Source organism: Streptomyces sp. NPDC007863, assembly GCF_040633895.1.
GTDB lineage: Bacteria > Actinomycetota > Actinomycetes > Streptomycetales > Streptomycetaceae > Streptomyces.
The window spans coordinates 18,511-39,125 of sequence record NZ_JBEYEI010000039.1; the positions used below are offsets into that span (position 1 = coordinate 18,511).

Sequence of the window (20,615 nt, forward strand, 5' to 3'; positions counted from 1 at the left end):
GGTCAGCGCTGTTCAGGACCGCCCCCGCGCTCCGCCGGGCCCTCTCCGGGCTCGCGGCTGCCGACCCAGCGCCAGAAGTCGACCATCATCCGCTCGTACCGGATGCCGAACTCCAGCGCCTCGCGCTGCCCGCGGCTCAGCAACTCGCCGACCTCGCCCGCCAGCCCCTCGTACTCCTCCAGGGTGCGCCGGTGCTCGGCGACCTGGACCGGGGCGTGGACGCGCGGACTCGCCCCGAACCAGAGCTTCAGGATGCCCCGTTCGCGCGCCTCGACCGGGACGAAGGAGGGGTCGGCGAGCCAGCCGCGCAGCGCCGCCGCGCCCTCCTCCGTGAGCCGCATCAGCCGCCGGTTCCGGCCGCCCTCCTGGCGCACCTCGGAAAGCAGCCCGGCCTCCAGGAGGCGGTCGCACTGGGCGTAGACCTGGGCGTGCGGCACGGACCAGAAGGGGGCGACGGTCCTCGCCGCCTCGACCTTGACGTCGTACGGACTGGCCTCGCCCAGCGCGTCGATGATGCCGAGGACGAGGAAGGAGGGCGTGGTCAGCCGGACTTCAGACATGCCGCGACCGTATCGCGGGGCCTCAGACCGGATGCTCCGCCCGGGCGCGGGGACCGGCGGGCAGCGGTGGCGCGGGCAGCGGGCGCAGCACGGGCTCGGGCCGCAGCAGCTCGTCGAGCCCGGTGAGGCGCACCAGGCGGAGGATCCACGGCTGGTCGCAGACGAGCTGGAAGTGCGCCCCGCGCGCGCGGGCGCTCCGCGCGCAGTGGGCGAGCAGGCCGAGGCCGGTGGCGTCGCAGAAGCCCAGCGGGCGGATGTCGACGGCCAGGGCGTCGGCCTCGCGGACGAGCGCGTCGAGTTCGGGCCGCAGATGGCGGACGAGGACGAGGTCCAGTTCGCCGCGGAGGACGGCGACGGTCAGGGCGCCGGCCGCGCGGACGGCGAGGTGGGGGTCATGACGGGGGATCAGCTGCATCGGACGCTCCACAGGGATGGGTCCAAGTGTCAGGTCGAGCGTGGCCGTAGTCGGGGCGGGAGGGACGTTTCGCCTTGGCCTCAGTCACCGGATCCGGTGAATACGCGTCCATAGGTATGTCGGACACGCGTACGAGGTGTCAGGGGCGCCGCTCCCCCAGGAGGGAGCGGGTGCGCAGGGCCAGGAGGGCCTCGAAGCGGAAGGCCGGGTCGGCGAGCCGTTCGCCGAACAGGGCGTCGAGCCGGTGCAGCCGGCGGCGGGCGGTCTGCGGGTGGATCCCGAGCACCCGGGCGACCTCGGGGGCGGTGCGGCCCCAGGACATGAGCAGCGCTTCCAGGGTCTCGGCGAGCCGGTCGGCCCGGCCGCGCGACAGCTCCGCGAGGGGAGCGAGGACCCGCGCGGCGAGCAGCCGGCCGACGGGCGCGGCCCGCAGCAGATGGAGCTCCCCCAGCTCCTCCTCGGCCAGGACGAAGTCCCCGCCGGGAAGCCCGGCGCCGGAGAGGCCACCGCCGGGAAGCCCGGCGCCGGAGAGGCCCCCGCCGGGAAGCCCGGTGCCGGAGGGGCCACCGCCGGCGCCCGCACCGGCCGCCGTCCTGCGGTCGAGGGCGGCGCGGGCGCACTGGAGGGACAGCCAGGCGTCGTCCGGCGCGACGGCGGGGTCGAGGGCCGCGGTGCGGCCGCGCAGCGCGGTACGGATCCGGTCGAGCGGCCCGGCCGGCCCCTGCCGCGTCCCTCCGCCCCGCTCCGGCTCCGGCAGCGGCACGATCAGCACCAGGTCGTTGCCCCGCTGGGCGGCGAGGAGTCCGGCGTCCGCGCCGGGCACGGTGAGCCGGCCGCCGCCGGGCCTGACGAGGAGACAGGCGAGGGTGCGGGGCAGGGGCCAGCCGGCCCGCTCGGCGAGCGGCTTCGGCGACGGCCGGTCGGCGCCGGGCCCCGGGGGTTCGAGGAGCCGCTCGGCCAGGGTGCGGCGGGCCCGTTTGAGCTCGCCCTCGGACCGCAGCCGCTCGGCCCGGAAGCCTGCGACGGCCTCGTTGGACAGGGCGTTGATGTGGACGAGGACGGCCTCGTGCAGCGGCAGCACGAGCTCGGGCGGCAGGGCGGCGGCCTGGAGGACCTCGGCGTACCGGCGGCTGCCGACGCGGGCGCCGACCCGGAACGCGGCCTGGATGCCGTCCGTCGTCCGCCCGCTGCGGTACTCGACCCGGCCCAGCTCCCTGAAGTGCCGCAGGTGGTGGTCCTGCGGGCTGTCGGGGTGCTCGACCAGCTCCGCGAACTGGTGCAGGGCGCGGCGTATCGACTCCACCAGGTCCCGCCCGACGGCGGAGTCCGGCGGCCTGCGGTAGGGGGCCACCTCGACGCGGATCGCCTCGACCATCTCCGCGACGATCGCGTCGATCCGGGGCCGGATGAGCGCGGCGAGCCCGGGCGGCAGTTCGTGCCACGGGGCCCGGGCGAAGGCCCCGCCGGGGCCCGGCGGGGGCGACGGCGGCGCGTACTCCTGCACGGGGCTCCCCCTTCGGTGGGCTGCGGACGGTGTCGACGTGCGTGAGGCGGGTGCGCCGGAAGGTGTCACGAGCGTGACCGTTTTCCGGCGTACGGGCTCCGCCTCCCTGGTCCGGCCGGAGCCGGTGACCGCACTGTGGACCCGACGTTACGCGCCAGTAGCTTCCGCGTCTCTCCCCCGTCACAGGTTTCTCCGCCGCAGCTCACCCCTCAGCAGGAAGGCACCCCCATGCGCACACGCACCACACACCCCAACCGCACCACCGGCACCACCGGCACCACCGGCACCACCGGCACCACCGGCACCACAGTGCGCCGGATCACCGCCGCCGTCACCGGCGCCGCCGCCGCGCTCTGCCTCGCGCTCACCGGCACCGCCCCGGCCCAGGCCGCCCCCGCGCAGACCGCCGTCGAGGCCGATCCGGTGGGCCCGCCGCAGGGCGACTTCCTCTCGGCGTACGGCTATTCGCTGCTCGCGCCGACGGCCGTCCCCTCCGGGGCGAACGAATGGGGCTGCCGGCCGACGGCCGAGCACCCGCGCCCGGTCGTCCTGGTGCACGGCACCTTCGAGAACCGGTACGCGAACTGGGCCGGGCTCGCCCCGCGCCTGAAGGCCGCCGGGTACTGCGTCTACGCGCTCAACTACGGCGGCGGCCTCGGCCCGGTCACCGGCACCGGCGACATCGCCGCCTCGTCACGGCAGCTGGCCGAGTTCGTGGAGCGGGTGCGGGCGGCGACGGGCGCGGCGAGGGTCGACCTCGTCGGCCACTCGCAGGGCGGCATGATGCCCCGTCACTACATCAAGCACCTGGACGGCTCGGCCACCGTCGGCCGGCTCGTCGCCCTCGCCCCCACCAACCACGGCACCTCGCTGTGGGGCATGGGGCTGCTCGCCCGCGCCTTCCCCGGCGGCGACGCCCTCCTCGGCCCGGCCTGCACGGCCTGCTCCCAGCAGATCACCGGGTCCGGCTTCGTCACGGAGCTCAACGCGGGCGGCGAGACGCACCCGGCGGTGTCGTACACGGTGATCGCCAGCCGCTACGACGAGGTGGTCACCCCGTACACCTCGTCGTTCCTCGCGCCCGCGCCGAACGTCGTCAACCAGCGGGTGCAGGACGCCTGTCCGGCCGCGTTCACCGAGCACCTCGGGATCTCCTACAACGGGGTCGCGACCCGGCTGGTCCTCAACGCCCTCGACCCGGCGCACGCCCAGCGCCCGTCCTGCTGAACCGTCGCCCGGCTCCGGGCGCCGTCCGCCGGTCTCACCCGGCGGACGGCGCCCCGAACCACCGCTCCAGACCGTCCCGGAGCCCCGCCGGGTCGTCGCCGACCCAGACCACGTGCCCGTCCGGCCGCAGCAGCGCGGCCGGCACGTCCGGTTCGGCGCCCGCGCCGGCGACCCGGCGCACCCGGTCCTCCCAGCCGGTCACCGCGAGCGTCCCGGTGCGGTCGAGGAGGAGGCCGCGCCCGTCACGGGCCGCCTCGTACAGCCGGCCCTCCTTCAGCGGCACGTCCTTCAGCCGCCGGCCGAGCAGCTCGTGGCCCTCGCCGCAGTCGTAGCGGAGGTCGACGGCGGTGAGCTTCCCGATGAGGAAGCGGTTGACCTCGTCGAACTCCATCAGCTCCGCGAGGAGCCGGCGCACCGCCCGCGCCCCCGGCTCCGCGGACATCAGCTCCATCTGGGCGCGGGTGTTGTCGAGCACGGCGGCGCCGACCGGGTGGCGCTCGGAGTGGTACGTGTCGAGCAGCCCGTCGGGCGCCCAGCCCAGCACCTCCCCGGCGAGCTTCCAGCCGAGGTTGAAGGCGTCCTGCACCCCGAGGTTGAGGCCCTGGCCGCCGGTCGGCGGGTGGATGTGCGCGGCGTCGCCGGCGAGCAGCACCCGGCCCTCGCGGTACCGCTCCGCCTGCCGGGTCGCGTCGCCGAAGCGGGAGAGCCAGCGCGGCTCGTGGACCCCGAAGTCGGTGCCGCCGACGGCGGTCAGACGCTCCTTCAGCTCGTCGAGCGTCGGCGCGCCACGGTCCTCGGAGAGTCCGGCGGCGGGCACGACCACGCGGTACAGCCCGTCCCCGAGCGGCATCACGCCGTACCGCGTCTGCGTCCTGCGGACCTCGGCCACCACCGGGACGACCTCCTCCCACGGCACCCCGATCCGCACCTCGGCGATCAGCGTCTCGTGCCGTGCGGGCTCCCCGGGGAAGCCGATCCCGGTCAGGGCGCGCACGGTGCTGCGGCCGCCGTCGCAGCCGACCAGCCAGCGGGCGCGCAGCCGGGTGCCGTCGGCGAGCCCGGCCGTCACGCCCTCCTCGTCCTGCTCGAACCCGACCAGCTCCCGGCCGCGCCACAGCTCCACGCCCACCTCGCGGGCGTGCTCGTCGAGGAGTTCCTCGGTGATGTTCTGCGGGATGCCGAGGACGTAGGAGTGGGCGGTGTCGAGTCCCTCGGGCCAGGAGGTGCCGAGCCCGGCGAAGAAGCCGCCGACGCGGTACTGCTGTCCGCGGGCGAGGAAGCGGTCGAGGAGGCCGCGCTGGTCCATCACCTCGATGCTGCGGACGTGCAGCCCGAGCGCGCGGCTGTGACCGCTCGGCTCGGCCGCCTTCTCCAGGACGAGCGGCCGCAGGCCCCACAGGCGCAGCTCCGAGGCGAGCACGAGCCCGGTCGGCCCGCCGCCGACCACGAGGACATCGGCGTCGAACATGGTGTTCCCCCATCTGTTTGTGCTGTTCAGCCGCCGATTCTGCGGCATCCGGGGGACCTTGCCGCAAGGCCCCCCGTGCGCTATACGTTGAAGAGGGAGAGAAGCCGCGCCGGACGCTGCTCAGCGCAGGTCGTACCGCATGAGGATCCGGGGGTGCCCGGAGAGCACCGAGGTGGTGTCGGCGGCCCACACGAATCCGGCGCGCTCGAAGTTCTTCCGCAGCCCGGGATACGCCATCGTCAGGTCGACCCGCGCGTCGCCGTTGTCCAGCGGGTACGCCTCCACCGCCGGCGCCCCGTGCGCGCGGGCGAACTCGACGGCGCCCGCGATCAGGGCGTGGCTGACGCCCTTCTTGCGGTGGCCCGGGCGGACCCTGACGCACCAGAGCGACCACACCGGCAGGTCGTCGACGTGCGGGATCTTCCGGTTGCGGGCGAAGGTGGTCTCCGCCCGGGGTGCGACGGCGGCCCAGCCGGCCGGCTCGCCGTCGTCGTAGGCGAGCACGCCCGGCGGGGGCTCCTGGGCGCACAGGCCGGCGACGTACTCGCCCCTGGCCGGCTCGCGCAGCTCGTTGTTGAGCTTGGACGGGATCCGGTAGCTCAGGCAGAAACACACGTTGGCCGTGGGCGACTTGGGGCCGATCACGGCACGGACGTCCTCGTAGACGGAGGCCGGGCGGACTTCGATGGTCATGCTCCCACCCTGGCACGGACGCCGCCGCCCGGCAGGCCGTACGGTGCGGTGCCATGGACCGACCCGAGACCACCCGTGCCGTACCCCTCGATCCCGAACTCGGCGCCGTACTGGCCGCCTCGGGCGGCCTGCCGCGCGAGCCGCTCACGCTCCGGAACCTCGCCGGGCGGCAGGCCGCGGACGCCGCCGTACGCCCCTTTCCCTCGCTGCCGGAGCTGGCCGGGGGCGGCGCCTTCACCGTGGAGGAGGTACGGGCGCCGGGGCCGCCCGGCGGGCCCGAAGTCACGCTGGTGCACGCCCGGCCGGCCGGGGCCCGCGGGCCGCTGCCCCTCCTGTACTACCTGCACGGCGGCGGCCTGGTCATGGGCAACGCCCGGTCGGTGCTGCCCCGGGTCCTGGCGTCCTGGGCCGGGCCGCTGGGGCTCGCGGTCGTCTCCGTCGCGTACCGGCTCGCCCCGGCGGCCCGCTACCCGGCGGCGGTCGAGGACTGCCGGGCGGGCCTGGAGTGGGTGGCGGAGCACGCCGGACGGCTGGGCGTGGACGCGGACCGGATCGTGATCGGCGGGAAGAGCGCGGGCGGCGGCCTCGCGGCGGCGCTCGCGCTGCTGCTCCGCGACCGGGGCGGCCCCCGGGCCGTCGGCCAGCTGCTGCTCTCCCCGATGCTCGACGACCGGCCGACGCGCGACGACCGCGCCGGCACGGACTCCGCACGCCTCCAGGACGGCGTCGACACCCTGGACCGGATCACCGGCGCCACCGTCTGGCAGGCGTACCTGGGCGGGGCGTACGGCTCCGGGGACGTGGAGCCGTACGCGGCGCCGGCCCGCGCCGCCGACCTGTCCGGGCTACCGCCCGCTTACCTCGACGTCGGTGCGGCGGAGCTGTTCCGGGACGAGGGCGTGGCGTACGCGCAGCGGCTGTGGCGGGCGGGCGGCGCGGCCGAGCTGCACGTGTGGCCGGGGGCGTACCACGGCTTCGACACCCTCGCCCCGGGCGCGGCGCTGAGCCGGGCCGCGACGGCCGCCCGCACGGAGTGGCTGCGGCGCACCCTGGACGTGGGCGGGCGGCCGTAGCGGGCGCTGCTCCGGACGGTGGACCGGGCAGGGCCGTCAGACGCGGAGTTCGCGCGCCTCGAAGCGGCCCTGGCCGAGGACGAGGACGAAGGTGATCTGCTGGCCCTCGGAGAGGGAGCGGACCCCGTCCTCGACGTCCTCGGCCCGGAAGAAGACGGGTTCCTCCGATCCGACGGGCAGCACGAAGCCGTATCCGGCGCGGCGGTTGAAGGACTGCACGAATCCGGTGGTGCGGTTGTCCACGGCGACCTCCTTCGCTCCGGGCGCTCACGGCGCCCCACCGGAGGTGTACCCCGTGCGGCGCGGCTCCGCATCCGGGCCCGGGGAAGGGGCGGGCGGTCAGAAGACGGAGAGGCCCGTGATGGTGGTGAAGCGGTCGAGGGCGGCGACGCCGGCGACCGAGTTGCCGCGCTCGTCGAGGCCCGGGCTCCACACGCACAGGGTGCAGCGGCCGGGCACGACGGCGATGATCCCGCCGCCCACGCCGCTCTTGCCGGGCAGTCCGACGCGGTAGGCGAAGTCGCCGGCGGCGTCGTAGGTGCCGCAGGTCAGCATGACGGCGTTGATCTGCTTGGCCTGACTGCGGGTGAGCAGCCGGCTGCCGTCGGCGCGGACGCCGTGCCGGGCGAGGAAGCCGGTGGCGACGGCGAGGTCGGCGCAGGAGGCCTCGACCGAGCACTGCCGGAAGTACTCGCGCAGCAGGGTGGGGACGGGGGTGGTGATGTTGCCGTAGGAGGCCATGAAGTGGGCGAGGGCGGCGTTGCGGTCGCCGTGTTCGCCCTCGGAGGCGGCGACGTCCCGGTCGAAGTCGAGGTCGCCGTTGCCGCTCTCGGCGCGCAGGAAGTCCCGCAGGGCGCCGGAGGCGTCGCCGGTGAGCCGGTGGAGCCGGTCGGTGACGACGAGCGCGCCCGCGTTGATGAACGGGTTGCGGGGGATGCCGTGTTCGTACTCCAGCTGGACGAGCGAGTTGAAGGGGTTGCCGGAGGGCTCGCGGCCCACGTGCTCCCACAGCTCGTCGCCCTCCTTGGCGAGGGCGAGCGCGAGGCTGAAGACCTTGGTGACGGACTGGGTGGAGAAGGGCCGCTGCCACTCCCCCACGCCGTACACGCTGCCGTCCACCTCCGCGACGGCCATCCCGAACAGCTGCGGGTCCCCGGCGGCGAGCGCCGGGATGTAGTCGGCCGGGCGGCCCCGGCCGGCGAGGCCCGCGATCTCCTCGGCGACGCGTTCGAGGACGGGCAGGAAGGACTGCATCATGATCACATGATGCAGTCCCGGTGGCCGCTCGCGTCGCCCGCCCGGCCCGGCGGCCTAGGCGACGACCTCGTACGTGAGCGTGTAGTCGGCGTCGTCCTCGGTGAACTTGTACTCCAGCTCCCCGAGGCCCAGCATGGCCGGCCCGGCATAGAAGCGGCCGAGCAGGTCGTCGTCGTCCGGCGTGTCGTGGTCGAGGAGTTCGACACGCGCCCGCGTGCCGAACGGTACGGGCGGTACGGCGGTGAGGTCGGCGGTCTCCCGGTTGTTCAGCCCGGGTGATTCGGCGCCCCACACCTGGACGCCGTTGACGAGCAGTCGCTGTTCGTCCTCGCCGTGGTCGTCCTCGGTCTTCGAGCAGTAGAGCGAGATGAGACGGAGCCTCACGGTCACCCCCAACGGTGCGTGGTCCGGCCGGTCCGGCCGGTCACACGACCGTAGGGCGAGGGCCGGATTCCGGACAACGGAGCGTGTTCCTCCGCCGCCGCGCGCCCTCGCGCCCCCCGAGTGGGGGCGCGGGCCCGGCCGCACATCCGGGCCCGCGCGTCCCCGGCGGTCAGCCCGCGACGCGGGCCATCCACTCCTCCACCTCGGCGGAGGTGCGGGGCAGCCCGGCGGACAGGTTCTCGTGGCCCGCCTCCGTGACCAGCAGGTCGTCCTCGATGCGGACGCCGATGCCGCGCCACTCGGCGGGCACGGTCAGGTCGTCGGGCTGGAAGTAGAGGCCCGGCTCGACGGTCAGGACCATGCCCGGCACGAGGACCCCGTCGACGTACTCCTCGTTGCGCGCGGAGGCGCAGTCGTGCACGTCAAGACCGAGCATGTGGCCGGTTCCCGCCATGGTGAAGCGCCGCTGGAGGCCGAGTTCGTACGCGCGGTCCACCGGCCCCTCGATGAAGCCCCACTCCACCAGCTTCGCCGCCAGGTGCCGCTGGGCCGCCTCGTGGAAGGCCCGGTAGGGGGCGCCGGGCTTCACCGCGTCGAAGCCGGCCTGCTGCGCCTCGTACACGGCGTCGTACACCCGGCGCTGGACGTCGGTGAAGGTGCCGCTGATGGGGAGGGTGCGGGTGACGTCGGCGGTGTAGAGGGAGTGGGTCTCCACGCCCGCGTCGAAGAGGAGCAGTTCGCCGGGGCGGACCGGGCCGTCGTTGGAGGTCCAGTGCATGATCGTGGCGTGGTCGCCGGCGGCGCAGATCGAGCCGTAGCCGACGGAGTTGCCCTCCAGGCGGGCGCGGCGGAAGAAGGTGCCCTCGATCCAGCGCTCGGAGGTGGCGACGGCGGTGGAGAGGTCGCCGATGGCGTCGGTGAAGCCGCGGACGGTGGAGTCGACGGCCTTGCGGAGCTCGCCGATCTCCCAGGCGTCCTTGACCAGGCGGAGCTCGCTGAGGGCGTCCTCCAGTTCGGTGTCCCGCTCCTCGTCGGTGGTGACGGCCGCCTCCAGGGCGGGGTCGACGCCGCGCACGATCCGGGTGGGCGCGCCGGCGCCCGCGGCGAGGTGGGCGGGGAGCTCGCGGACGTCGCGGCAGGTCAGTCCGAGGACCCGCTCGGCCTCGGCGAGGGAGAGCCGGCGGCCCATCCACAGTTCGGCGGTGTAGCCGATCCAGAAGGTGTCGTCGTCGCGGCCGTCGCGGGGCAGGACGTAGCCGTACGCGTCGTGGCCGCCGTCCTCGCGGGGCTCCAGGACCAGGGCGCAGTCGCGGGCCTGGTCGCCGGTCATGTGGACGTAGGCGGAGTGCGGGCGGAAGGGGTACGTGTCGTCGTTCGAGCGGACCTTGAGGTTGCCGGACGGGACGACCAGGCGCTCGCCGGGGAAGCGCGCGGAGAGCGCGGCGCGCCGGGCGGCGGCGTACGGCGCCTGCTCCGACTCGGTCAGGTCGTGCCTCTCGGTGTCGGCCCAGCCGGTCCGCATCAGCGCGGAGAGCTCCTCGGATATGCCGTCGTACAGGCCGTTCTTGCGACCCTTCGCCACGTCGTGCTCCTTCGTCGAGAGTCCCTGCGGGAAACCGCCGGTCGTCGGCGGCTCACGGACCGTAGCCCGGCCCGGGGCGCCGTGGGGCCGGGGAGTGCCAGTGGCACGGATCGGACACGCGGGGGCGTGGGCGGCGGCCAGAATGGGTGCCATGGCGAACGCGAGACTGGGCGAGGCGCTGCGGCTCCTGGGCCTCGGCGAGACGGCGGCGCGGGTCTACCGCGCGCTCCTGGAGCGGGCGCCGGCCCCGCTCGCGGCGGTCGGCGCGGCGGCCGGCGTCGAGGGGCCGGCGCTGGCGGAGGCGTACGGGGAGCTGGTCGACGCGGGGCTCGCGAGCCCGGCGGTCGACGGCGGCGGCACGGTGGCCCCGGTGCCTCCGGCGGCGGGCCTGGAGATCCTGGGCCGGCACCGGGCGGCGGAGCTGGACGAGTCGCGGATCACCGTGGGCGGCGCCTTCGAGTCGTTCCGGCGGCAGCGGCTCGCCGCGTACAACGACGACCTGGTGGAGGTGGTGACCGGGGAGGCGATCGGGCCGCGGATGCGACAGGCCTGGGCGAGCGCGCGGGAGCAGATCCGGCAGCTGGACTCGCCGCCGTACTTCACGGTCCCCGGCGCCACCGACGACGCGCTCGCGACCCTCGCCCGGGGCGTCACCCAGCGGGTCATCTACTCCCGGGCCTCCCTTGAGCAGCCGGGCCACCTGGAGCAGTCGATCGAGCCGGTGATCGCGGCCGGCGAGCAGGCCCGGGTGCTGCCGTCCGTGCCGGTCAAACTGGTGATCATCGACGAGGCGTACGCACTGGTGTCGCTGTCGATCCGGGAGGCCGACGTGTTCACCACGATGCTGGTGGTGCAGCCCTGCGGACTGTTCTCGGCGCTGGTGGCGCTCTTCGAGCAGTCCTGGCGGGACGCGCTGCCCTTCCACGGCCGCACCGCGCTCCCGGGCGGCCTGCCGCCGGCCGACCGGCGGCTGCTGTGGCTGCTCGCCGGGGGTGCGGCGGACGAGGTGATCGCCCGGGAGATCGGCGTCAGCCGCCGCACCCTCTTCCGCCGCATCCAGGTCCTGATGGCCCGGCTCGGCGCCACCAACCGTTTCCAGCTGGCGCTCCAGGCGCAGCGGCACGGCTGGCTCTGACCACCGGGGTCAGGAGCCCAGGTGACGGCGCAGGAAGGTGTACATCAGGGCCTTGTTGCGGGCGGCCTGCGCGTTGTCGGTGGCGCCCGCGTGCCCGCCGCCGGTGTTCTCGTGGAAGAGCACCGGGTGCCCCAGCTCGCGCAGCCGCGCCGCCGCCTTGCGCGCGTGCCCGGGGTGGACCCGGTCGTCGCGGGTGGAGGTGGTGAGCAGCACCGGCGGGTAGGGGCCGTCGGCGGTGAGCCGGTGGTACGGGGAGAGCTCCCGCAGGTGCGGCAGGTCGGCCTCGTCGTCGGGGTCGCCGTACTCGGCGATCCAGGAGGCGCCGGCGAGCAGCTTGTGGAAGCGGACCATGTCGAGCAGCGGCACCTGGCAGACGATCGCGCCGAACAGCTCGGGGTAGCGGGTGAGCATGGCGCCCATGAGGAGGCCGCCGTTGCTGCCGCCGGCCGCGCCGAGCCGCTCCGGGGTCGTGATGCCCCGGGCGACGAGGTCGCGGGCGACGGCCGCGAAGTCCTCGAAGGCCCGGTGCCGGTGGGCGCCGAGCGCGGCCTGGTGCCAGTCGGGGCCGTACTCGCCGCCGCCCCGGATGTTGGCGATGACGTAGGTGCCGCCGCTCTCCAGCCAGCCGCGCCCGGTGAGCGAGGCGTAGGACGGGGTGAGGGAGACCTCGAAGCCGCCGTAGCCGTACAGGAGGGTGGGGCCGGGGCCCTCGGAGCGGTCCGGGCCGATGACGAAGTACGGGACGCGGGTGCCGTCGTCGGAGACGGCGAAGGCCTGCTCGACGGCGAGCCCGGTGATGTCGAAGCGGGCGGGCGCCTGGCGCAGGATCTCGGTGTCGCCGCCGATGTCGCCGCGGGTGAGCGTGGACGGCTGGAGGAAGCCGGAGACGTCGAGGAAGTACTCGTCGGAGACGTCCGGGTCGGTGTCGGTGACGGCGACCGCCGACAGCGGCGGCACGTCGGCGAGCGGGGCGCGCGACCAGCCGCCCTCCTCGCGCGGGGTGAGGACCTCGATGCGGGTGCTGACGTCCCGCATGGTCTCCAGGATCAGGTGGTGCCGGGTCCAGGAGTGTCCGGCGAGGGCGGTCCGCTCGTCGGGGACGAAGAGGGCCTCGGCGGTGCGGTCGCCGGCCAGGAAGGCGTCGAAGCCGAAGGCGAGGAGCGCGCCGGCGGGGTGGCCGAGCCAGGGCGACTTGAGGGTGACGATGAGGTGCTTGCGGTGGGCGTAGACCTCGGCGTCCTCGGGGACCTCGATCCGCACGAGCCGGTCGTCGGCGGTGACGAGGTGGGTCTCGCTGCGGAAGAAGTCGAGGGAGCGGCCGACGAAGTCGCGCTCGTAGCCGGGGGTGGGGTCGTGCCAGGCCCAGGCGGAGACGTCGCCGGGCTCGCCCTCGAAGAGGGTGACGGCCTCGGCGAGCGGCGTGCCGCGCCGCCAGCGGCGGACGGTGCGCGGATAGCCGGCGTCGGTGAGCGAGCCGGGGCCGTGGTCGGTGCCGACGAAGACGGTGTCGGCGTCGACCCAGCCGATGCTGGTCTTCGCCTCGGGCACGGTGAAGCCGTCCTCGACGAAGCTCCGGGACGGCAGGTCGAACTCGCGGACGACGACGGCGTCGCCGCCGTCGCGGGAGAGGCTGACGAGCGCCCGGTCGTACGCGGGCCGCCGCACCCGGGCCCCCGCCCACACCCATTTCTCGCCCTCGGCCTCGGCGAGCGCGTCCACGTCGAGCAGGACCTCCCACTCGGGGGCGTCCTTGCGGTACTGCTCCAGGGTGGTGCGCCGCCACAGGCCCCGTACGTGCTCGGCGTCCTGCCAGAAGTTGTAGAGGTGGGGGCCGCGCCGGGTGGTGTACGGGATGCGGTCGACGGCGTCGAGCACCTCGCGCAGGCGCTCGGCGAAGGCGTCGAAGCCGGGTCCGGAGGCCAGTTCGGCCTCCGTCTCGGCGTTCCGCTCGGCCACCCAGGCGAGGGCGGCCTCACTGTCGACGTCTTCCAGCCACAGGTACGGGTCGTCATGGTTCACGCGGGCCATTCTCCCCCGCCGGGGGAGGGCGGCGCCTCAGTCCGCGGTGAGCTTGTGCACCTGCTTGCCGTCGGCGTCGACCGCGAGGTAGCCGACGGCGCTGTAGTCGTTGGTGCGGTAGACGAGGAGGGTGGGCCGGTCCTCGTTGAAGGACCAGCGCTCGGCGACGATGTGCCGGGTCCGGGGCGCGTCGACCTTGAGCTCGCGGTCGGCGCGCCGCATCAGGACCGGCAGGTCGTCCCAGGGCAGCACGGTGGGGTCGAAGGGCTGCTCGTCGGCGTCGGAGGCGCCGATGGTGCCGCCGACGCCCTGCCGGCTGACCTTGCCGTCCCGGAACTGGTAGCGGTCGTAGGTCTTGGCACCCTGCTTGGTCGGGATCTCGGCGATGGCGTACTCGTCGTAGACGAACATCTGCTTGATCGTCGTGACGCCGGTGGCCTCGCGGAACGCGGCGAGGGCGGTGCGGACCCCGTCGGGGGTGAGGAGCTCGCCGGCGGCCTGGTCGGCGGGCGCGGTGGTCCTGGGTGCGGTGCCGGTCGCCGGACCGGAGGAGGGGGTCTGCTCGCTGGTGGTGGTACCGGTCCGCTTGCCGTCGCCGAGGCCGAGGCCACCGGTGCCGCCGTCTCCCCCGTCGGGGAGGAACTGGGCGATGGCCAGGGCGAGCAGGGCCGCGCTGAGGACCAGCCCGCCCGCGAGCGTGGCGAGGCGCTTGCGCCGGGCGGGCCCGGTGCGGGGCACGGCGGGCGGTCCGGGCCGCTCGTAGGCGGGGTGGGCGTACGGGTGGGCCGGGGGCGGCGGATAGGCGGCGGGGTCCGGCGGGCCGAAGCCCGGGGGCACGGCGTCGGCGACGGCACCGCCGGCGGCGGCCTGTGCCTCCGCGAGGAGGCGGTCGAGGAGCGCGCCGTCCGGCCGCTGGGCCGGGTCGCGGACGAGGAGGCGGGCGAGGACCGGCGCGAGGGCGCCGGAGCGGACGGGCGCCGGGATCGGGTCGTCGAGGACGGCGACGACGGTGGCGAGGCTGGTGGCGCGGCGCAGCGGGTGGTACCCCTCGGTGGCCACGTACAGGAGCATGCCGAGGGACCACAGGTCGGAGGCGGGATTGCCCTCCTCGCCGCGGATCCGCTCGGGGGCGATGAACTCGGCGGAGCCGATGAGGTCACCGGATGCGGTGAGCCGGGAGGTCGACTCGTCGAGGACGGCGATGCCGAAGTCGGTGAGCACGGCGCCGCCTTCGGCGCGCAGCAGCACGTTGGCGGGCTTGACGTCGCGGTGCTGGATGCCGGCGGCGTGGGCGGCGCGCAGGGCGCCGAGGACCTGCCGGCCGAGGGCGATCGCCTCGGGGACGGACATCGGCCCGGCGGCCAGCCGGTCGGCGACCGAGCTGCCCTCGACCAGTTCCATGACGATCCACGGGGCCGAGCCGTCGGCGGGCTCGACGATGTGGTGGACCGTCACGACGTGCGGGTGCGAGAGCCGGGCGAGCGCCCGCGCCTCGCGGACGGCCCGCGCCCGCATCTGGGCGGTGAGGCCGGGGTTCGCCTCCTCGACGGCCGGGTCCGGCGGGCGGACCTCCTTGAGGGCGACGTCCCGGTCGAGGGCGATGTCGCGGGCCCGCCACACGGTGCCCATGCCGCCGCTGCCGAGCCGGGAGACCAGCCGGAACCGTCCGTCGACGAGGGGTCTGCCGTCGTCGTCATTCGTGCTCATGAGCGATCATCGTAGGGGTCCCCGGTGACAGCCGGGGTCCGGGCGGGCGGCCCGCCCGGACCGGCGGGGTCAGGGCTTCATCTCGTACGCGCCGGAGAGCGCCTCGACGCGGGACCAGACGCGGGCGGTGCGGGCCTCGTCGACGACGGGACGGCGGACCGCGCCGAGCGCCCAGGTCTGCTGCGCCTCGGTGGCGGAGTCCTTGCCGTGGAGTTCGACGGCGTGGGCGGAGAAGTCCCGGACGAGGACGGCGAAGAGCTCGTCGAGGACGTCGTCGTCGAGGCCGGTGAGGGCGGCCTGCTCCAGCACGAGCTGGGCGTGGACGACGAGCGCGAAGAGCTGGCCGACGGCGAGGAGCAGGTCCAGGTCGCGGCTCTGGGCCTCGTCGGGCGCGGCGGTGCGGACGAAGTCGCAGAGGGCGTCGGCCTGTTCGCGCAAGCGCGCGACGTTCGGGAGCCGGTCGTACGCGTCGAAGGCCGGCCGCCAGTCGTGGAAGCGGACGGAGCCGAGGCCGCGGGCGGGTCCCTGGCGGAAGAGGAACGTGTCGTCGGCGGCGTCCAGGCGGGTGGGGACGGCCGGGTGGTCGACCGGGTCGAGGAGGTGGTTGCGCATGAACTTGAGGATGAGGGCGAGGTTGACGTGGACCGTGCCCTCCAGCTTCGGCAGGCCGCGGATCTCGACGGCGGCCTGGGCGAAGTAGTTGTCCTTCTCGAAGCCCTTGGCGGCGATGACGTCCCACATGAGGTCGATGACCTTCTCGCCCTCGGTGGTCACCTTCATCTTCGTCATCGGGTTGAAGAGGAGGTAGCGGCGGTCGTCGGGTCCGGCGGTGCGGAAGTAGTCGACGGCGCGGTCGCTGAAGAGCTTCATGCCGGCCAGGCGCACGTAGGCGTCGGTGAGTTCGCGGCGCACGTGCGGGAAGGCGGTGACGGGGCGGCCGTAGAGCACGCGGTTCTGGGCGTGGGTGACGGCCTCGTACATCGCGTGCTCGCAGATGCCGATGGAGGCGGTGCAGAGGTTGAACTTGCCGACGTTGACGGTGTTGAGGGCGGCGTCGAAGGCGGCACGGCCGGTGTGCAGCACGTCGGCGGCGGCGACCGGGTACTCCTCCAGGCGGAACTCGCTGACGAACTTCGAGGAGTCGACGACGTTCTTGACCAGGTGGTAGGCCGGATGACGGCTGTCGGCGGCGAAGAAGACGTAGCCGTCGGGGCCCTCGACGTCGGTGCGGCGGCCGAAGACGGAGACGAGGCCCGCGGCGTTGCCGTTGCCGATGTAGTACTTGGAGCCCGTGGCGCGGAAGCCGCCCTCGCCGTCGGGCGTGAGCAGCATGTCGGTCGAGTAGATGTCGGCGCCGTGCGTCTTCTCGGAGAGGCCGAAAGCGAACACCTCGCCCTGGTCGAGGAGTTCGGCGGCACGGGCGCGGGCGGCGGCGTTGTCGCTCTGCCAGACCGGGCCGAGGCCGAGGATGGTGACCTGCCAGGCGTACCAGTAGTCGAGCCCGTAGAAGCCGAGGATCTCGTTGAGGGCGGCGATGCGGGCGGTGTCCCACCGCTTGTCGCCCGTGCCGTCGCCGTCGCTCCCGCCGGCCTCGGCCGCGGGGGTCAGGAACGTGGAGAACAGCCCCTCCTTCGCGGCGAAGGCGAGGAAGTCGCCGAGCCAGGCGCGGGTCCGGTAGTCCTCGATGATCCGGCGCTTGCCGCGCTCCTCGAACCAGTCGACGGTGGCGCGCAGCAGCCTGCGGGTCTCGGGGTCGAAGTGCGCGGGGTCGTAGGTGCGGGGGTTGAAGAGGAGCGCGTCGGTCATGGGGTAACCGCCTTGGGCTTGAGGGTGGATGAGGGTGTGCGGGAGCGGGGGCGGGTTCCGGAGGGCGTGCCTCAGAACCGGCGCAGGGTGGCGAGGACGTCGTCGAGCCAGGCGATCATCATGCGTTCGTACGCGATGCCGCCGCGCAGCACGACGTGCTGGAGCTCGCGCTCGGCGTCCGGGGCCCCGTCGGAGGCGGGCGGGAAGTCGCGCTCCTCGCCGGCGAGGTAGTGGGCGAGGCGGTCGGTGTGCGCCTGCCGGTGCCGTTCGACCTCGCGGACGAGGCCGGCGGGGTCGTCGAAGGCGGCGCCCCGGATCTTCACGGCGAGGTCGTGCCGGACGCTCTCGGGCTCGATCGGCTCGTGCAGCCAGGAGCTGAGCGCCGCGTGCCCGAGGTCGGCGACGGAGTACTCCCTCTTGTCCGGCCGCCCCTGCTGGGGCACCTCGCGGGCGGCCACCCAGCCGTCGTTCTCCATCCGCTTGAGGACGCGGTAGATCTGCTGGTGGGTGGCGGTCCAGAAGTAGCCGATGGACCGCTCGAACCGCCGGGCCAGTTCGTATCCGGACCCCGGCTTCTCCAGCAGGGAGACGAGGATCGCGTGTTCGAGCGCCATGCCCCCGATCCTGCTATGCAACTGGTTGCATAGCAAGGCGCCCGGGCGACGATGAGACGCGCCTCACGGCCCCGGGGCACGCACCGCCCCCACACCGTCCTCGCACGGCCTGAAACACCAGGGCGAGGCTCTTCGCGATGCGCCGCGCCAGCGCCTCCGCCCCCGGGGTCCGTACGGGGATGAGGGCGCCGGTCCGGGGTCGTACGCCGGCGTCGGCGACGGGGCACGGCATCCGCGGCGTGCGCATGGCGTGGGAGATGCGCACCGCCATCGTGGGCGCCGCGCCGGACGCCGGCGCGGGGCCTCGGCCCCGGTCGGCTCGGGCCGGTCCGGGGTGCGGGCGATGCCCCGCGCGAGCCCGTCGTCCTCACCGCTGGGCGAAGACCTGGCCGGCAGGGGTCACGAGCCGCTCCGCGGCGAGCGCGAGCATCGCGCTCGGGTCGACGTCCGGGCGGGAGCCGAAGGCGGGGGCGGCCATCACGGCGCGCCGTCGCGGCGGCCGGGATCGGGGTGGCGCAGGGCCTCGGCCGGCTCGTCGGCGAGCGCCGGGATGTCGGCGGAGGCAGGGGCGGGGCAGCCGTCCGTGGAGAGGTGGAGCCCGCGGCCCGCGTCGATCGGCGGCGTACGGTCGTTCTCGATGACGGCCTCACCCTGGGCGCCCCCGGACCGGTCAACCGATCATCGGGCGGGGAGGCCGGGGCAGGGGCGCCGGACCGGGTCCCTGCCCCGGGAGCCGCGCAGGAGAGGTGGCTCGGGGAGCGCCGCTGTCGGTGGGGCTGACTACGCTCGGCGGCATGACGACGCACCTGGTGGACGCGGCATGGGACCGCATCGAACGCCGGCTCCTGACGCACGCGCCCCGTACCTTCGCCACGCTCGCTCCTCCCGCGCGGGAGGAGGACATCCGGGCGACCGAGCGGGAGTTGGGGCTCGTCTTCCCGCCGGACCTCCGTGCCTCGCTGCTGCGCCACGACGGCACCCGGCGGGGACCCGAGGCGCTCCGCTTCGACACCGGCGACCGGCTCCTCGGCCTCCGGGACATCGTGGAGTCGACCACCTTCCTGCGGGCGGTCGCGGGGGACCTGGGCGAGGACGACGCGGTGGGCTACTGGGCCCACGGCTATGTGCAGTTCGGCTCGTACGAGGTCACCTCCGACGGGGTCGCCATCGACTGCGACCCGCACCGGGAGACGTACGGCACGATCGGCCGCTTCTTCGACGAGACGGGCACCACCTTCGGCGACGCCGACTCGCTGGGCGCGTATCTGACGCGGCTGGCGGACGGGCTGGAAGGCCGGTCGCCCGTGGGCCCGGTGGTCTTCGCCGGCCGTCTGATCTGGGACGGCTCGTGCGCGCGCCTCCCGGAGTGGGAGCACGCCCACACTCCCCTGCCCGGCCCGGACGCGGAGCCGCCCCCGCTCGACCTGCCCGAGGACCCGTCGGAGCGCCTGAAGGTGGGCCACCTCTACGGCCTGGGCGAGCTCGGCGCCGTCATCGCCACCGCCCCTCCCGAGCGCGTCGCGGAGGCGGCCGGCAAGCAGGCCCGACGGCTGGCCGAGGAGACCGGCCTGGCGGCGTACCCCGAATTGGCGGAGGCACTGGAGGGCCTGGAGGCCTCGGCGCCCGCCGTGCCGCTGGAAGGCCCCGCGCTCCTGCGCCTGCGCGCGGTGAAGGCGTGGGCGGAGTCGCGCGGCGACCGCGTCCGGGCCGTGGCCGCCGTCGAGCTGGCCCACGCGCTACGCGGCTCCGCCTACCGGGCGGTGGCGGAGATCCCGACGACCCGGGCCCTGTACGTCCCGCTGTGGCGCGACGACCTCCACGCGGACCTCGGAAGCCCGCCGCTCCCGCCGGAACCCGACGACACGTTCTGGGCGCTGCTCCGCAACCCCGCCATCGACGCGGACGCGTACGCCGACTGGTACGCGGAGGCCCATCCCGTCCAGGACTGAGCCGCCGCCACCCGCTCAGTAGCGGCCGATGTCCTGCACCCTGGGCGCGGGCGCGGGTCGGACACGGGACAGCTTCGCGGCCGTGCCGCGCGCCGTCTCGAAGGCGACGACCGCGTTGCCGTCCTTCCGCCAGGCGTCGGCCCCGCACCACGGGCCGATCAGCCGGAACTGCTCCAGCGCGGGGCCGTACATCATGGTCCTGACCATGGCGTCCGCCAGCCGGTGCCGCAGACCCGGCAGGAGCTCGTGGTCGGGATCCACCTGCTCGAAGGAGGCGGCGACCCGCTTGAGCATCCGCCGGCCCACCGGCCCGGCGGGCAGCGCGAAGGCCGTGCGCTTCAGCAGTTCGTCCAGCGCGTGCAGGTAGATCCCGGCCAGCGGGCTGCCGGGCGGGGCGTTGCGGACCGCGCGCCGGGCGAAGCTCATCATCTGCTGGTCGCTGCCGAACCACTTGGCGCACCAGTACTGGAGCGCCTGCCAGTGGCCCTCGAAGTGGTGGGGCGCCCGGGCGACGAGACCGTCCCAGAGCTGCTCGAACTCCTTCGGCCTGTACTGCGCTCCGCGCGCCGCCGTGATCATGACGACCCACGGCCCCGGATTCGCCGGATCCAGCAGCGAGGCCCGCCGGGCCTCCTCGATCGCGGCCGGGAGCAGCGCGCGGAACTCGTTCATGGCGTAGCCGGAGACCTCGTGGGCGTAACCGCTTCCCCGGATCGCCCAGGCGCGGTGCACCAGGAGGCTCGCATGGAGCGTGGCGGCATCGCAGTTGCCGGGGTCGGCGGCCCGCCAGGCGTCGAGCCAGGCGTCGTCCTCCTCGGCGACGTGCTGCAGCACCTCGATCCGGGCCCACCGCTCGTCCCAGTCCCCGCCCGCCGCCCGCACGTACCGGTCGGCCGCCGCCCAGTCCCCGCCCCACGCCGCGTCGGCGACGGCCTGCCGCTCCCGCATCCGAGAGGCCGGCGGCGGCGGACCGGCACGACCGGGGTCGAGCGCCTCGCGAGGCGGCAGCCCGTAGTCGGCGGCGACGAAGCGCTCAAGGGCCCAGGCGGCGGCCTGCCGGGGCACGACGAAGAGCCAGTAGTGTCACGGCCGGAAATGATTCCGAAATCGCTCACTCCGCGCAATAGACGCAAAAATGCCTCAACCCCCAGACAAGGTCTGGGGGTTGAGGCTAAAAATTGTTCGGCGGCGTCCTACTCTCCCACAGGGTCCCCCCTGCAGT

18 protein-coding genes are annotated in these 20,615 nt (G+C 74.7%); 4 read left to right on the top strand and 14 right to left on the bottom strand.

Features of this window, described 5'->3' with window-relative positions; all coding sequences use genetic code 11:
• Window positions 1-2: 2 nt before the first annotated feature.
• From ABZ621_RS36180 to ABZ621_RS36190, 3 genes are all read right to left on the bottom strand, one after another.
• Window positions 3-560 carry a PadR family transcriptional regulator gene (locus tag ABZ621_RS36180; RefSeq protein WP_360611223.1) on the bottom strand — a complete coding sequence of 186 codons (558 nt, stop codon included), beginning with the start codon at window positions 558-560 and terminating at the stop codon, window positions 3-5.
• Between the two features lie 22 nt (window positions 561-582).
• The gene (locus tag ABZ621_RS36185; RefSeq protein ID WP_360611224.1) at window positions 583-975 is read right to left on the bottom strand and encodes an STAS domain-containing protein; all 393 of its coding nucleotides are present in this window, start codon (window positions 973-975) and stop codon (window positions 583-585) included.
• Between the two features lie 139 nt (window positions 976-1,114).
• Complete coding sequence (locus ABZ621_RS36190) at window positions 1,115-2,479, bottom strand: helix-turn-helix domain-containing protein (protein ID WP_360611226.1); 1,365 nt, start codon at window positions 2,477-2,479, stop codon at window positions 1,115-1,117.
• A gap of 228 nt (window positions 2,480-2,707) precedes the next feature.
• Between ABZ621_RS36190 and ABZ621_RS36195 the strand changes: the two genes are divergently transcribed.
• Window positions 2,708-3,706, top strand: coding sequence for an alpha/beta fold hydrolase (locus ABZ621_RS36195; RefSeq protein WP_360611228.1), 999 nt, complete (start codon window positions 2,708-2,710; stop codon window positions 3,704-3,706).
• Between the two features lie 34 nt (window positions 3,707-3,740).
• Here the strand turns inward: ABZ621_RS36195 and rox are convergent, their stop codons facing one another.
• Entirely contained in the window at window positions 3,741-5,174 is a 1,434-nt protein-coding gene (rox, locus tag ABZ621_RS36200; RefSeq protein ID WP_360611230.1) for a rifampin monooxygenase, read from the bottom strand.
• Between the two features lie 120 nt (window positions 5,175-5,294).
• Complete coding sequence (locus ABZ621_RS36205; RefSeq protein WP_360611232.1) at window positions 5,295-5,867, bottom strand: GNAT family N-acetyltransferase; 573 nt, start codon at window positions 5,865-5,867, stop codon at window positions 5,295-5,297.
• 53 nt (window positions 5,868-5,920) lie between these two features.
• On the opposite strand from ABZ621_RS36205, the gene ABZ621_RS36210 reads away from it, so the two are divergent.
• Entirely contained in the window at window positions 5,921-6,940 is a 1,020-nt protein-coding gene (locus tag ABZ621_RS36210; RefSeq protein WP_360611234.1) for an alpha/beta hydrolase, read from the top strand.
• Window positions 6,941-6,976: 36 nt separating this feature from the next.
• Here the strand turns inward: ABZ621_RS36210 and ABZ621_RS36215 are convergent, their stop codons facing one another.
• The 4 genes from ABZ621_RS36215 to ABZ621_RS36230 form a co-directional block, all read right to left on the bottom strand.
• Entirely contained in the window at window positions 6,977-7,183 is a 207-nt protein-coding gene (locus tag ABZ621_RS36215; RefSeq protein WP_346768547.1) for a cold shock domain-containing protein, read from the bottom strand.
• Between the two features lie 96 nt (window positions 7,184-7,279).
• The gene (locus ABZ621_RS36220; protein ID WP_360611236.1) at window positions 7,280-8,197 is read right to left on the bottom strand and encodes a glutaminase; all 918 of its coding nucleotides are present in this window, start codon (window positions 8,195-8,197) and stop codon (window positions 7,280-7,282) included.
• 54 nt (window positions 8,198-8,251) lie between these two features.
• A complete protein-coding gene (locus tag ABZ621_RS36225) occupies window positions 8,252-8,581 on the bottom strand; it encodes a hypothetical protein (protein ID WP_360611238.1) in 330 nt (109 codons plus the stop codon).
• Window positions 8,582-8,750: 169 nt separating this feature from the next.
• Complete coding sequence (locus ABZ621_RS36230) at window positions 8,751-10,163, bottom strand: aminopeptidase P family protein (RefSeq protein ID WP_360611240.1); 1,413 nt, start codon at window positions 10,161-10,163, stop codon at window positions 8,751-8,753.
• 151 nt (window positions 10,164-10,314) lie between these two features.
• Between ABZ621_RS36230 and ABZ621_RS36235 the strand changes: the two genes are divergently transcribed.
• Window positions 10,315-11,298: a LuxR family transcriptional regulator gene (locus ABZ621_RS36235; protein WP_360611242.1), complete on the top strand. Its 984-nt coding sequence runs from the start codon at window positions 10,315-10,317 to the stop codon at window positions 11,296-11,298.
• 9 nt (window positions 11,299-11,307) lie between these two features.
• Here ABZ621_RS36235 and ABZ621_RS36240 read toward each other — a convergent pair whose 3' ends face one another.
• The 4 genes from ABZ621_RS36240 to ABZ621_RS36255 form a co-directional block, all read right to left on the bottom strand.
• Window positions 11,308-13,317 (bottom strand): prolyl oligopeptidase family serine peptidase, encoded by a 2,010-nt coding sequence (locus ABZ621_RS36240; RefSeq protein ID WP_360611244.1) that lies wholly within the window; start codon window positions 13,315-13,317, stop codon window positions 11,308-11,310.
• Between the two features lie 36 nt (window positions 13,318-13,353).
• Window positions 13,354-15,024 carry a serine/threonine-protein kinase gene (locus tag ABZ621_RS36245; RefSeq protein WP_360611245.1) on the bottom strand — a complete coding sequence of 557 codons (1,671 nt, stop codon included), beginning with the start codon at window positions 15,022-15,024 and terminating at the stop codon, window positions 13,354-13,356.
• Window positions 15,025-15,093: 69 nt separating this feature from the next.
• A complete protein-coding gene (locus ABZ621_RS36250) occupies window positions 15,094-16,830 on the bottom strand; it encodes an acyl-CoA dehydrogenase family protein (protein WP_360611247.1) in 1,737 nt (578 codons plus the stop codon).
• A 71-nt stretch (window positions 16,831-16,901) separates the two neighbouring features.
• On the bottom strand, window positions 16,902-17,444 hold the full coding sequence (locus tag ABZ621_RS36255; protein WP_360611249.1) for a PadR family transcriptional regulator: 543 nt from the start codon (window positions 17,442-17,444) through the stop codon (window positions 16,902-16,904).
• Between the two features lie 794 nt (window positions 17,445-18,238).
• Here ABZ621_RS36255 and ABZ621_RS36260 point away from each other — a divergent pair.
• Entirely contained in the window at window positions 18,239-19,393 is a 1,155-nt protein-coding gene (locus tag ABZ621_RS36260; protein WP_360611251.1) for an SMI1/KNR4 family protein, read from the top strand.
• Window positions 19,394-19,408: 15 nt separating this feature from the next.
• Here the strand turns inward: ABZ621_RS36260 and ABZ621_RS36265 are convergent, their stop codons facing one another.
• On the bottom strand, window positions 19,409-20,458 hold the full coding sequence (locus tag ABZ621_RS36265) for a hypothetical protein (RefSeq protein ID WP_360611253.1): 1,050 nt from the start codon (window positions 20,456-20,458) through the stop codon (window positions 19,409-19,411).
• Window positions 20,459-20,615 lie beyond the last annotated feature (157 nt).